Here is a 13,017-nt window from a genome sequence, read left to right on the forward strand (position 1 = left end):
CGCCTCCAGGGCTCCGGGGGCTGACGCCGCCCGAAGAGCGCGACACTACCGGAACCGCCGCCGCCCGTCCCCCGCAGGTGCGGAGAACGGGCGGCGGCAGTACGCGGATCGCGGATCGCGGGTACGCGGATCGCGGGTCAGGCCTTGGCCGTGGCCTGTTCCGCGGTGGCGTCGGTGCCGGTGCCGGGCTCGGCGCGGCGCGCGGCCGGGATGGCGGCGGCGATCACCGCCGCGACCAGGGCGACGCCGCAGCCGACCATGAGGCCGGTGCGGAAGCCGTTCTCGGAGGTGAGGGTGTAGCCGCCCATGGTGACGTTCATCTGGGACAGGACCACGCCGATCACCGCGGCGCCGATCGAGGTGCCGAGGGAGCGCATGAGCGTGTTGAAGCCGTTGGCGGCGGCGGTCTCGGACAGCGGGACCGAGCCCATGATCAGCGCGGGCATCGCGCCGTACGCCAGGCCGACACCGCTGCTGGTCACCATGCCGACCACCATCAGGCCCCACGCGGAGCCCATGAGCACCAGCGCCAGGCCGTAGCCGACCGCGATGATCAGGATGCCGCACACCAGGGTGAACTTCGGCCCGCGTGCGTCGATGAGCTTTCCGCCGAGCGGGGAGACGATCATCATCATGATCCCGCCGGGCGCCAGCCACAGGCCCGCCGCGAGCATCGACTGGCCCAGGCCGTAGCCGGTGGCGGAGGGGAGCTGAAGCAGCTGCGGCGCGATCAGCATGCTGGCGTACATGCCGAAGCCGACGAAGACGGAGGCGAGGTTGGTCATCAGCACCCGGGGGCGCGCGGTGGTACGCAGATCGACCAGCGGGTCGCGGGTGCGCAGCTCCCACAGGCCCCAGGCCAGCAGCACCACGACGGCGGCGGCGAACAGTCCGAGCGTGGTGGCCGAACCCCAGCCCCAGTCGGCGCCCTTGGAGACCGCGAGCAGCAGGCAGACCAGGCCCGCCCCGAGACCGAGCGCACCGAGCAGGTCGAACCGCTGGCCCCTGGCGCCGGCCGGTACATCGGGGATCAGGAACCAGATCAGTGCCGCGACCACGGTGGCCAGGCCGGCCGAGCCCCAGAACAGCACCCGCCAGTCCGTGTACTGGGCGACCGCCGCGGCGATCGGCAGACCGAGCGCACCACCGATGCCCATGGAGGCGCTGACCAGCGCGATGGAGGAGCTGAGCTTCTCCGCCGGGACCACGTCACGCAGCAGGGCGATACCGAGCGGCAGCACGCCCATGCCCATGCCCTGCAGACCGCGGCCGACGATCATGGGGACGACGGTCGAGGAGAGCGCGCACACCACCGAGCCGACGATCAGCGGCACGGAGCAGACGAGAAGCATCCGGCGCTTGCCGACCATGTCGCCCAGACGTCCGGAGACGGGCACACAGACGGCGGACACCAGCAGGGTGACGGTGATCACCCACGCCGCGTTCGAGGCGGTGGTGTTCAGGATCTGCGGCAGCTCCGCGATGAGCGGAGTGACCAGGGTCTGCATGATCGCCGCCGTGACACCGGCGATGGCCAGCGTGGCGACGACGCCGCCGGTGCGGGTTGATGGCTGGGGCGCGCCCATCCGGGACTCCTCGGGTGTGGATCGGAAGAAGGATATGCAGCGTACACACTCCATGCATCGTGCATGTTATGTGTAAGCTACATATCACTGTGGGAGGATGGCCGCCGGCGTCCGGAACAGGCCGGAACGCCCAGACGACAACGGGAGACGGCAGGCGCATGACCAGGCCCACCCATGAGGTCGAGTACGAGCAGATGCTCCTCAGCCGCCACGGCCTCCTGCAGAGCAAGGGCAAGCAGCGCAAGGACGGCCTGATGGACCGCAGCGCCTACATCCTGCTCAGCCGTGTCCGCGTCCAGGGCCCGATGTCGATCGGCGAGCTGAGCGACGCCTTCGGGCTCGACGCCTCCACCCTCAACCGGCAGACCGCGGCGGCCATGCGCGCCGGACTCGTGGAGCGCATCCCGGACCCCGCGGGCGGCATGGCCCGCAAGTTCCGGATCACCGACGAGGGCGCCCGCACGCTCGACGCGGAACGCGAGGGCATCATCGACTCCCTGGAGCGGGTCATGGCCAACTGGTCGGACGAGGACATCTCCGGCTTCGCCGCCTACCTGAGGCGCTTCAACACCGACATCGAGCGCCTGGCCGGCCGCCCCTGGCCGCGCCCCTGACCCGGCGCACCGGGAGGAGTGCCGGAGAATCGAGGTCTCCGCCGAGGAAGTCGGCGGCTGCCGGGGGGAGTTCGGGGCATGACACTGCTGGTGCACACCTTCGTGTACGACGAGCCGGGGAAGCTGCGGCTGCTCGACGACCCCGACGACGGAAGCGACATGGCCGGCTTCGAGAGCAGCCGGACCAAGCTCTGGGGTTCGGAGCTCGCGCGGGCGATCGGAGCCCGGTTCTTCCCCGAGCTGGCCGCCGACGACCTGTACGTACAGCCGGAGGACGTCGAGGACTTCCTCGCCGAGTGCGAGCTGATGCGCGGGCACACGGCGGAGCTCGGTGCGCACAGCGGCTACCGGGAGGACTACGTGGCGGCCCGGCTCGCCAACATCACCCGTGCCGCCCTGCGGGCACGGGCGATGGGCGGCGGGGTCCTGATCTGGTGAACGTGAACACGCCGCCGCGGGCGGGACGGCCCGGATGACGGCCGGGCCGCCCCGCCCTCACCTCACTCCGTCGCCCAGGGGACCTGCGGCGCCCGGTAGTAGTTGATGCCCAGCGCCGAGAACCTCGGCCCCTGCGCCCCGAGTCGCACCTTGTACGCGTCCCAGTCGTGCGTGGCCTCGGGCGACCAGCCGAGTTCCGCGACCCCGGGCAGCCGGGGGAACGCCATCTGCTCGACCTCGTCGCTGTCGGTCAGGGTCTCCGACCAGAGCGGCGCCTCGACGCCCAGGACCGAATCCGCCGGGGCGCCGGCCAGGTACGTCGCCGGGTTCCAGTCGTACGAGCGCTGCACCGAGACGTAACCGGCCCAGGCCAGGCCCAGTTCGGTGTCCTTGTCGTACTTCATGTCGAGGTAGCTGCGGTCGGCCGGGGACAGCACCAGCTTCGTGCCGTTCACGGCGGCGTCCGCGACCTGCTTGCGCTCGGCCTCGCCCGTACGGTCGTAACCCCAGTACTGGGCGACCGCGCCCTTCACCGGCGTCCCCCCGGTCAGCTGGTGCCAGCCGACCACGGTCTTGCCGTACTTGCCGACGATGGCCTGCGCCCTGTCCATGAAGGCCACATAGTCCTCGTGGCTGGTGGAGTGCGCCTCGTCGCCGCCGATGTGGAGGTACTTGCCGGGGGTGAGCTCGGCGAGCTCGCGGACCACGTCGTCCACGAAGTCGTATGTGACGGCCTTCGGCACGCAGAGCGAGCTGAAGCCGACCGCGGTGCCGGTGTACAGCGGCGGCGCGACCCCGTCGCAGTTCAGCTCCGCGTACGAGGCGAGTGCCGCGTTGGTGTGGCCGGGCAGGTCGATCTCCGGGACGACCTCCAGGTAGCGGGAGGCCGCGTACCGGACGATCTCCTTGTAGTCGTCCTTCGTGTAGTGGCCGCCGGGGCCGCCGCCGACCTCCGTCTGCCCGCCGTACGTGGCGAGCCGCGGCCAGGAGTCGATGGCGATCCGCCAGCCCTGGTCGTCGGAGAGGTGCAGATGCAGCTTGTTCATCTTGTAGAGGGCGAGCTGGTCGATGTAGCGCTTGACCTCACCGACGGAGAAGAAGTGCCGGGAGACATCGAGCATCGCGCTCCGGTACGCGTAGCGCGGGGTGTCCGTGACCGTGCCGCCCGCGACCGTCCACGGGCCCTTCTGGGGGCTCTTCTTCTCCACGTCGGCCGGGAGCAGCTGACGGAGCGTCTGGACGCCGTGGAAGAGCCCCGCCGGGCCGCCCGCGGTGATGGTGACCGAGCCCCGGGCGGACTTCAGGCTGTAGCCCTCGGCGCCCAGCCGGCCGTTGCCGGGTTCCACGCGGAGCCGGATGCCGTTGCCGCCGCCGCCGGTGACCGGCAGCGGGTATCCGGTGGACGGGCGCAGCACGCCCGCCAGGTAGTCGCCGACCTTCCGGGCCTCGTCGGAGCCGTCGACGCGGATCCGGGTGTCCGCGGTGATGGTGTACGGAGCGCCGCCGGGCTTCGCCTCGGCGGGGGCGGGCACGATCTGACCGAGCGGACGGGGCGAGGCGGCGGCCGGGGCGCTGTTCACCGCCGGTCTCTCCGGCGCCGCGCCGACACTGGAGATCCCGGCCGCCGTGACGAGCAGCAGCGAGCCGAGGAGGCGGGGAAGGGCGGTGCGCTGTGTCCTGTGCAGTCTCACGAGCCGGTCCCTTTCGACGGGTTCACACCTGTGGGTCTCCTGAGCAACCGAACCTTCACCATGCGTATCGCCTGCCTCACGCATGGTCAAGGTGTAGACCACTTCCCCGTTGGTGGGACTGGCAGAATCTGCCGCATGGCGGAAATAATCCAGCGCGACGGAACCTGGACCTTCGACGGCGAATCGGTGCGGATCGTGCCGGGCCGGGGCAAGGGCATCCACCCGCTCCGGGAGGGTCTGGGCGAATGCGTCGTCCCGCTGCGGGCGTTGGCGGGCATCTCCCTTGAGCCGGACCGCAAGGGCGGCCGGCTGCGACTTCGGCTGCGCGAGGGCGCGTGCCCGGTCCTGCGCGCGGCCGACGGCAGGCTCAAGGACACCGCGGACCCCTACCAGCTGGCGGTGGAGAAGGACCGGAACGGGGTGGCGGAGTTCTTCGTCGACGAGGTGCGCAACGCCCTGCTGGTCGAGCAGGTGCCGGCCGACGCGGTGGACGGCTTCCTGCTGCCGGGGCCCGCGGTGCCGGTCGCCGGTGGCGGCGGGGACGGCACGGCCTCGTTCGACGGGGAGACCGTCCGCCTCACCTGGAACTGGAAGGCCAAGGAGGCCAAGACCTCCGGCGGCCCGGTCTCGTTCCCGGTGTCGGAGGTGACCGGCGTGCACTGGGTGCCCGCCATCGGCCTGGAGAACGGGCACCTGCGCTTCGTACGGGGCGGGGAGACGGCGCCGGCCCAGGCGGCCGAGTACGACCCGTACTCGCTGGATCTGTGGGGACTGTCCAAGAAGGAGTACACGGCGGTGCTGGTCGCGGCGGCGGTACTGGTGCGGCTGCCCGGGGCGGCGGGGAGGGCGGCCGGGCCCGGCGGCACCCCCGTGAAAGCCGGGCCCGCGGAGGTCGCGGCCCCCGGGATCGCCGTACCGGCCGCCCCCGCGGAGGTCGCGGCCCCCGGGACCACGGCCCCGGCCGCACCCGCACCGGCCGGCGACGATCACGACGTGCTGCTGCGACGGCTGCGCGAGCTCGGTGAGCTGCACCGGTCCGGGGTTCTCACCGACGACGAGTTCACCGCCGCCAAGCAGGCCGTCCTCAAGCGCCTCTGAGCGGGCACCCCGCCCCGTTCCGGGCCCTCCGAGACGGCAATCACACCCACCTCTGCCCGATATCGGGCAGAATTGTTGCGTAAGTGCCCTGCCCATCGCAATATCGACGAGTGCTCGAACGCCGCCCGTCGCATGACGACCTCATCGATCACCTGGTGCGCAGCACCGCGCTCCAGCGCGGTGAAGCCGCCCGGGTGATCCTCGACGTGCTGGCGTACTTCGACGAGACGACCGACGACTTCGTCCGCCGCCGCCACCGCGAACTGCAGTCCGGGGGCCTGGTCAACGCGGAGATCTTCGAACGGATCGCGGCCGAGCTGCCGCACCGGGCGGTCGCGCCGCCGGAGCTCTCGCTCCGCCAGCTGCGCCGCATCGTCTACGGCTGAAGAACCCACGGCTGAGCGACGGGCACCACAGGTACGTCGATGGAGGGGCAGAGAATCCATGTGCGGAATCGTCGGATATATCGGGAAGCGTGATGTGGCTCCGCTGCTGCTGGAAGGGCTGCAGCGGCTGGAGTACCGGGGTTACGACTCCGCGGGCATCGTCATCACCGGCAAGGCGTCGGCCGGCAAGCCCGCCGCCCTGCGGATGGTCAAGGCGAAGGGCCGGGTCCGCGAGCTGGAGGCCCGCGTCCCCAAGCGTTTCACCGGCACCACCGGTATCGCCCACACCCGCTGGGCCACCCACGGCGCCCCGAGCGACGCGAACGCGCACCCGCACCTGGACGCGGACAACAAGGTCGCCGTCGTCCACAACGGCATCATCGACAACGCCTCCGAGCTCCGTGCGAAGCTCGTCGCCGACGGTGTCGTCTTCCTCTCCGAGACCGACACCGAGGTGCTGGTCCACCTGATCGCCCGCGCCCAGGCGGACAGCCTGGAGGAGAAGGTCCGCGAGGCGCTGCGCTCGGTCGAGGGCACATACGGCATCGCCGTCATGCACGCCGACTTCAACGACCGCATCGTGGTCGCCCGCAACGGCTCCCCGGTGGTGCTCGGCATCGGCGAGAAGGAGATGTTCGTCGCCTCGGACGTCGCCGCGCTGGTCGCCCACACCCGCCAGGTCGTCACCCTGGACGACGGCGAGATGGCCACCCTCAAGGCCGACGACTTCCGCACGTACACCACGGAGGGCTCGTCCACGACGGCCACGCCGACCACCGTGGAGTGGGAGGCCGAGTCGTACGACATGGGCGGCCACGACACGTACATGCACAAGGAGATCTCCGAGCAGGCCGACGCCGTCGACCGGGTGCTGCGCGGCCGGATCGACGACCGCTTCGCCACCGTGCACCTGGGCGGCCTCAACCTGGACGCCCGCGAGGCGCGCGGGGTGCGCCGGATCAAGATCCTCGGCTGCGGCACCTCGTACCACGCGGGCCAGATCGGCGCGCAGCTGATCGAGGAGCTGGCCCGTATCCCCGCGGACGCCGAGCCCGCCTCCGAGTTCCGCTACCGCAACCCGGTCGTCGACCCGGACACCCTGTACGTCGCGGTCTCGCAGTCCGGTGAGACGTACGACGTGCTGGCCGCCGTCCAGGAGCTCAAGCGCAAGGGCGCCCGGGTGCTCGGGGTCGTCAACGTGGTGGGTTCGGCGATCGCCCGGGAGGCCGACGGCGGTACGTACGTCCACGCCGGCCCGGAGGTCTGTGTCGTCTCCACCAAGTGCTTCACCAACACGGTCGTCGCGTTCGCGCTGCTCGCCCTGCACCTGGGCCGGATCCGGGACCTGTCGGTCGCCGACGGCAAGCGGATCATCGACGGGCTGCGCAGGCTGCCCGCCCAGATCAGCGAGATCCTGGCGAACGAGGACGAGATCAAGAAGATGGCGGCCGAGTACGCGGACGCCAAGTCGATGATGTTCATCGGCCGGGTGCGCGGCTACCCCGTCGCCCGCGAGGCCTCGCTGAAGCTCAAGGAGGTCTCGTACATCCACGCCGAGGCGTACCCGGCCTCCGAGCTGAAGCACGGGCCGCTGGCGCTGATCGAGCCCGCGATGCCGACGGTCGCGATCGTGCCGGACGACGATCTGCTGGAGAAGAACCGCGCCGCGATGGAGGAGATCAAGGCCCGCAGCGGCCGCATCCTCGCCGTCGCCCACCAGGTGCAGGAGAAGGCCGACCACACCATCGTCGTGCCGAAGAACGAGAACGAGCTGGACCCGATCCTGATGGGCATCCCGCTCCAGCTCTTCGCGTACCACACGGCGCTGGCCATGGGCCGTGACATCGACAAGCCGCGCAACCTGGCGAAGTCCGTCACCGTCGAGTAGCCCCCGCGTACGGCCGCTGCCGGGCAGGGCCCGTGTACGCCCTTGCCGGGGCGGGCCCCGTACCCGCAGAGCGGCCCCGTACCCGCCGCCACCGCGGGTACGGGGCCGCTCCCGTGCCGGGCCGGCGCCTGCCCCGGCGCACCGGTCCGGTCGCTGCCTCGGCCGTGGCCGTCACGCCCCGGCCGGCAGCACACACCACCCCGGTGCGATCGTCGCCGAGCGCTCTCCGAGTGACCGTCATATACCCTTCACAAGCGCGCAATCCACCTCTGTCGGACATCAAATGCCGGTTTACGCAGGCGATTTGACGCCACGTTGAACGAGGGACGTCACAACGGACCACCGGAGTGACGGAAGGGGCTGCCGGGGTGCCGGGCACTCAGGGGATGACGACGACCGGGCGCTGCGCGCGCCGTGCGAGGCGGCCCGCCACCGAGCCGAAGATCCGGCCGACGATGCCGTGCGTGGAGCCGACGACGATGGCGTCGGCCGAGTACTCCCGGCCGACCTCCTCCAGCTCGTGACAGATGTCCCCGCCGCGCTCGACGAGGACCCAGGGGACCTCGGAGAGGTAGTCCGCGCAGGCGAGCTCCAGGCCGAGCACCTCGGTGCGGTGGTCGGGCACATCCACGAAGACGGGCGGCTCGCAGCCTGCCCAGACCGTGGTCGGCAGCCGATTGGCGACATGGACGATGATCAGGCCGGAGCCCGATCTTCGGGCCATCCCGATCGCATAGGCGAGGGCGCGCTCGCTGGAGGTCGAGCCGTCGAAGCCGACGACGACCCCATGGCGGAACGCGGGGTCGCATGAATGACGTGTTTCTTCGACCGTCTGCGGGTCCGACATGGGGTCGGCCACCTGCTTGCGGTCGGCGGGTTCGGGGATTTCGTGACCGGCCATCGGTGTCTCGGCGAAGAGAGTCCTCGTGAGGAGAGCGACTTGGGGAAGGTGCGTCAGCGAGCGGTGTTGCGGTGTCCGGGAATCATCTTCCCAACCCCTTACCCCCAAGGGTACGGCGCCATTCCTCCACTGCCCAGACCCGCGCAAAGCGCGCGCGACGTTTCACGGAGCATGCCCGAGGCGGCCCCGGATGGCAATGCCGCTTGCGCTGTACACGGACGCCGCCGGGCCCGGACGGCCGCCCTCCGTGACCGGACGGGGCCGTATCCGTCACCCGTACGGGGCGCCGGACGATCTCCGCTCCCCCGCGCGGACGCCGGACCGATCACCGCCCCGGCGCCGACCCCGGGGCCGACGACCCGACCCCGGGCGTCACACCGCGCCCGTTCCGGACCGTCCGCCCCGTTCCCGGCGAGCCGCCGGGCCGGCGACGGACACCGGCCCGCCCGGCGGAATCCGATCGCCTTCGGTTGCCACCGGTCCGTTCCGTACGATCAGCCGTCCGACCTGCCCAGGGGGCGCAAAGAAGCGGTTGATCACCCGGGTTGTGCGCCGGTTCAATGACTGAATCACACATGCACAACCATCTATTTTCAGCCAACTTCACACCCCTACCGACACCTTGCTGAATTGGCCGATCAACCCCCTTGTCACCAGGCAGGAAGAGACCGCGCGGTACGCTTCCACCCAACGGGGACGGGCCATGAACGCCAGGCGCACTTCCCTGAGCGTCCACCGGATGAAACGCTTCGTGATCGAATGCTTCCCGCCAAGTTGCCTTGTCGACATAACGCCGGTTGGTGAACTTGTCACGACGGCACCATGGGACGCAGTAGATTCGATCTTGGGTATCGAAGTCTGGGGAACTCGTGCAGGACCGAGGGGAAAAGTGCAGGAGCGACAGGCCCGTAAGGACCAGGGAGACGCGAACACCGAGGGGGGCTTAGCGTCATGAGCCAGGACTCCGCCGCCGCAACGGAGGCTGTACGGAAGCTCAGTGGCCGTCGACGACGAGAAGTCGTCGCCGTGCTGCTGTTCAGCGGCGGCCCCATCTTCGAGAGTTCGATCCCGCTCTCCGTGTTCGGAATCGACCGCCAGGACGCGGGAGTTCCGCGCTACCGACTCCTCGTCTGCGGCGGGGAAGAAGGGCCGCTGCGGACCACCGGGGGACTCGAACTCACCGCGCCCTACGGGCTGGAGGCGATCAGCAGGGCCGGCACCGTCGTGGTGCCCGCCTGGCGTTCGATCACCTCGCCGCCGCCCGCCGAGGCGCTGGAGGCGCTGCGCCGCGCCCATGAGGAGGGCGCCCGCATCGTCGGGCTGTGCACGGGTGCTTTCGTGCTCGCCGCCGCGGGTCTGCTGGACGGCCGTCCGGCGACCACACACTGGATGTACGCACCGACGCTGGCCAAGCGCTATCCGTCGGTCCACGTCGATCCGCGTGAGCTCTTCGTCGACGACGGCGATGTGCTCACCTCCGCCGGCACAGCCGCCGGGATCGATCTCTGTCTGCACATAGTCCGCACGGACCACGGCACGGAGGCCGCCGGGGCACTGGCCCGCCGGCTCGTCGTGCCGCCGCGGCGCAGTGGCGGTCAGGAGCGCTATCTCGACAGGTCTTTACCTGAGGAGATCGGCTCCGACCCGCTCGCAGAGGTCGTGGCCTGGGCACTGGAGCATCTGCACGAGCAGTTCGACGTGGAGACGCTGGCCGCGCGCGCCTACATGAGCAGGCGGACCTTCGACCGCAGGTTCCGTTCGCTCACCGGCAGCGCACCGCTCCAGTGGCTGATCACCCAGCGGGTGCTGCAGGCGCAGCGGCTGCTGGAGACGTCCGAGTACTCGGTCGACGAGGTGGCGGGCCGTTGCGGCTTCCGCTCGCCGGTCGCACTGCGCGGACACTTCCGGCGTCAGCTGGGTTCCTCCCCCGCCGCGTACCGGGCCGCCTACCGGGCCCGCCGTCCGCAGGGCGGTGGCGCGGAGCCGGTGGCCCCGGTGATCGAGCCGGTCGTGCCCGCCCAGGGCGGTGCGCCGATCCGGCGTGCCACGGCCACGGCGGGCCCGTCGGGCCCGCATGTCATCACGTCGCCGACGGCCGGCCCGGCCCAGTCGGAGCAGGGGAAACCCGGCCCCGACGCGTACACGACCGGGCGCCCGACCCTGCCGGGTCAACGGAGTGCCCCGTAGGGTGGGGCCATGAACGACCGCATGGTGTGGATCGACTGCGAGATGACCGGGCTCTCGTTGACGGAAGACGCACTCATCGAGGTGGCCGCACTGGTCACCGACTCGGAGCTGAACGTGCTCGGTGAAGGGGTGGACATCGTGATCCGCCCGCCGGACGCGGCCCTGGAGACCATGCCCGAGGTGGTGCGGCAGATGCACACCGCCTCGGGCCTCCTCGACGAGCTGGCCGGGGGCACCACCCTGGCCGACGCCGAGGCCCAGGTGCTGAACTACGTGCGCGAGCACGTGAAGGAGCCCGGCAAGGCCCCGCTCTGCGGGAACTCCGTCTCCACCGACCGCGGATTCCTGGCGCGGGACATGGCGGCTCTGGAGAGCTACCTGCACTACCGGATCGTCGATGTCTCCTCGATCAAGGAGCTGGCGCGCCGCTGGTACCCGAGGGCGTACTTCAACAGCCCGGCCAAGAACGGCAACCACCGGGCGCTCGCGGACATCCGTGACTCCATCACGGAGCTGCGTTACTACCGCGAGGCGGTCTTCGTACCGCAGCCCGGCCCGGACTCGGAGCGGGCGAAGGCCATCGCGGCCCGCGTCGCACCGCCCGCGCCGTAGGACCTTGCGAAGCCGCTGGTCATAGCCCTTTCGGGGGTTGAGACCGGCGGCTGAACAACAGGGGCGCGAGCACCCTCTCGGACCCTGTACACTTTTTCTCGGCCGGTCAGAAAAAGACCGGGCATGGTGGGTATAGCTCAGATGGTAGAGCACCTGGTTGTGGTCCAGGATGTCGCGGGTTCGAGTCCCGTTACTCACCCTGAATGATCAAGGCCTGACCTGTGAAAACAGGTCAGGCCTTCTTCATGTCCAGGACCTTGGGCCCTCGCCCCGGCGCCTCGGCGCCGGCCCGCGCCGGCCCTCTTCCGCGCCGACCGGGCCGAGCCCCGGTTTCGCCCGACTCGGGTGAGGGCTCGTCAGACCATCGAGCGGGGCTGTGCTCTCCCTCACAGCGTCAGCGGCTCCGGCGCGCGAGGAATCACTGCCGGGGAAATGCAACGGACCCGTGCTCCTGTACGTGACTCGGGCGCCGCCAGTCCATACCCGTCGTTCTCGTTTGTCAGCGTGTCATCGAGCGCAAAAGGAGGAAGAGGACCTTCCTCTTCCGGCCAGCGGTAAACCTGAGCATCAGCGGATGTCTCCCCAAAGGCACTGATCTCGCGAAACGGTCCGTTCTCCCGCTCGCAGCAGAACGAGGGGACACCGCATCCCCACGCCATCGGGCAGCAGGCCTTCGCAAGCTGCCCGAGCCGGGCTTTCAACCAGCCTTCTCCCATGAATCGGCATGCCGGCGATCCGGCGTGCCCGCTCCCCCGGCCCAGGGGACAGAACCCGGGGCCGGCACCGCAGAACCCCGTCCAGGAACGGTTCCGGGGCGGCGCACGGCAGAGAGAGGAAGTCCCATGCCCGTCAGCTCCTCGTTCGAGATCACGATCACCATGAGTGATGAAACCACCAACAGGTTGGTGGATGAGGGTTTCTACCTCTACGGGTTCAAGGCGGTGAATTCCTCGACCGGTGGTGGCAAGCCGCTGGTCTGGTTCGTCACCGACGACTACGCGACGTCGACGAACATCACCTGGCACGACGAATACCAGGCCTACACCTCGCGCAGAGAAATCATCCCGCAAGGCACGATCAGCGGGATCAACAGCTACGACATCGCCCTCGGCCAGACCCTGACGGTCGACAACGTCTCCGGCACCGGCACGGTGGGGGGCAGTCCGGGCTCCTCGCGCCGCATCACCGTCGACAACGAAACGACCCGGCCCTTCACATCCGGCATCGCGCAGCTGAACCACGTGGAGGCGGGACAGTCGGCAAAGGCGACGCCGCTGGCCGCATTCCCGCTGCACGGCAGGAATCTGGACTTCTTCACCCCGGTGGAGAAGGTCCTCCTGATGTTCGCCACGGCGGTCATCGAGACGTCGACCGTCGTCGAGCAGGCCTTCGGACCCGGCCTCCTGGTCGATCTGACCGGCGTGGAGCAGCGGGACGTCACCTACGACGTCGACCACGGCTGGGGCCCGACCATGCCCAACTGGACGACGCCCGTCGACTCCCTGACCCTGCTCACGCCCCTGCTGATCCAGCAGGACAGGTCGCTGCCGACCTCCGCGTGATCCGGTACATCACGATCGGCGCGCCAGGCCGCGCTCGTCCGACGAAGGGCGTGG

Annotated in this window: 11 protein-coding genes and 1 tRNA gene; 9 read left to right on the forward strand and 3 right to left on the reverse strand. The window is 70.1% G+C overall.

Translation table 11 applies throughout. The annotated features are described in order from the left end of the window. Positions 1 to 137 precede the first annotated feature (137 nt). On the reverse strand, positions 138 to 1,586 hold the full coding sequence (locus tag ACFVH0_RS17920; RefSeq protein WP_385821199.1) for an MFS transporter: 1,449 nt from the start codon (positions 1,584 to 1,586) through the stop codon (positions 138 to 140). Positions 1,587 to 1,744: 158 nt separating this feature from the next. Here ACFVH0_RS17920 and ACFVH0_RS17925 point away from each other — a divergent pair, with 158 nt between their 5' ends. After that, positions 1,745 to 2,200 (forward strand): MarR family winged helix-turn-helix transcriptional regulator, encoded by a 456-nt coding sequence (locus ACFVH0_RS17925; RefSeq protein ID WP_385821201.1) that lies wholly within the window; start codon positions 1,745 to 1,747, stop codon positions 2,198 to 2,200. Between the two features lie 78 nt (positions 2,201 to 2,278). Next, the gene (locus ACFVH0_RS17930; protein ID WP_385821203.1) at positions 2,279 to 2,638 is read left to right on the forward strand and encodes a hypothetical protein; all 360 of its coding nucleotides are present in this window, start codon (positions 2,279 to 2,281) and stop codon (positions 2,636 to 2,638) included. A gap of 62 nt (positions 2,639 to 2,700) precedes the next feature. Here the strand turns inward: ACFVH0_RS17930 and ACFVH0_RS17935 are convergent, their stop codons facing one another. Beyond that, the gene (locus ACFVH0_RS17935; RefSeq protein ID WP_385821205.1) at positions 2,701 to 4,329 is read right to left on the reverse strand and encodes a beta-N-acetylhexosaminidase; all 1,629 of its coding nucleotides are present in this window, start codon (positions 4,327 to 4,329) and stop codon (positions 2,701 to 2,703) included. Between the two features lie 135 nt (positions 4,330 to 4,464). Here ACFVH0_RS17935 and ACFVH0_RS17940 point away from each other — a divergent pair, with 135 nt between their 5' ends. The 3 genes from ACFVH0_RS17940 to glmS all read left to right on the forward strand — a co-directional run bounded on the left by ACFVH0_RS17940 (position 4,465) and on the right by glmS (position 7,701). Continuing rightward, a complete protein-coding gene (locus tag ACFVH0_RS17940) occupies positions 4,465 to 5,427 on the forward strand; it encodes a DUF4429 domain-containing protein (protein ID WP_385821207.1) in 963 nt (320 codons plus the stop codon). Between the two features lie 110 nt (positions 5,428 to 5,537). After that, positions 5,538 to 5,813: a hypothetical protein gene (locus tag ACFVH0_RS17945; protein WP_072489218.1), complete on the forward strand. Its 276-nt coding sequence runs from the start codon at positions 5,538 to 5,540 to the stop codon at positions 5,811 to 5,813. 58 nt (positions 5,814 to 5,871) lie between these two features. Beyond that, a complete protein-coding gene (gene glmS, locus ACFVH0_RS17950) occupies positions 5,872 to 7,701 on the forward strand; it encodes a glutamine--fructose-6-phosphate transaminase (isomerizing) (protein WP_385821209.1) in 1,830 nt (609 codons plus the stop codon). Between the two features lie 379 nt (positions 7,702 to 8,080). Here the strand turns inward: glmS and ACFVH0_RS17955 are convergent, their stop codons facing one another. Beyond that, positions 8,081 to 8,602, reverse strand: a complete 522-nt coding sequence (locus tag ACFVH0_RS17955; protein ID WP_189547056.1) for a universal stress protein — start codon at positions 8,600 to 8,602, stop codon at positions 8,081 to 8,083. Positions 8,603 to 9,553: 951 nt separating this feature from the next. Here ACFVH0_RS17955 and ACFVH0_RS17960 point away from each other — a divergent pair. From ACFVH0_RS17960 to ACFVH0_RS17975, 4 genes are all read left to right on the forward strand, one after another. Then, positions 9,554 to 10,789 carry a helix-turn-helix domain-containing protein gene (locus tag ACFVH0_RS17960; protein ID WP_385821211.1) on the forward strand — a complete coding sequence of 412 codons (1,236 nt, stop codon included), beginning with the start codon at positions 9,554 to 9,556 and terminating at the stop codon, positions 10,787 to 10,789. A 9-nt stretch (positions 10,790 to 10,798) separates the two neighbouring features. Further along, entirely contained in the window at positions 10,799 to 11,401 is a 603-nt protein-coding gene (gene orn / locus ACFVH0_RS17965) for an oligoribonuclease (protein WP_124717565.1), read from the forward strand. 126 nt (positions 11,402 to 11,527) lie between these two features. Next, positions 11,528 to 11,600, forward strand: a tRNA-His gene (locus tag ACFVH0_RS17970). Positions 11,601 to 12,243: 643 nt separating this feature from the next. Then, complete coding sequence (locus ACFVH0_RS17975) at positions 12,244 to 12,963, forward strand: hypothetical protein (RefSeq protein WP_385821213.1); 720 nt, start codon at positions 12,244 to 12,246, stop codon at positions 12,961 to 12,963. The last annotated feature ends 54 nt before the right edge of the window (positions 12,964 to 13,017 follow it).

The sequence above is a fragment of the Streptomyces sp. NPDC127117 genome (assembly GCF_042677325.1).
Taxonomy (GTDB): Bacteria; Actinomycetota; Actinomycetes; order Streptomycetales; family Streptomycetaceae; genus Streptomyces.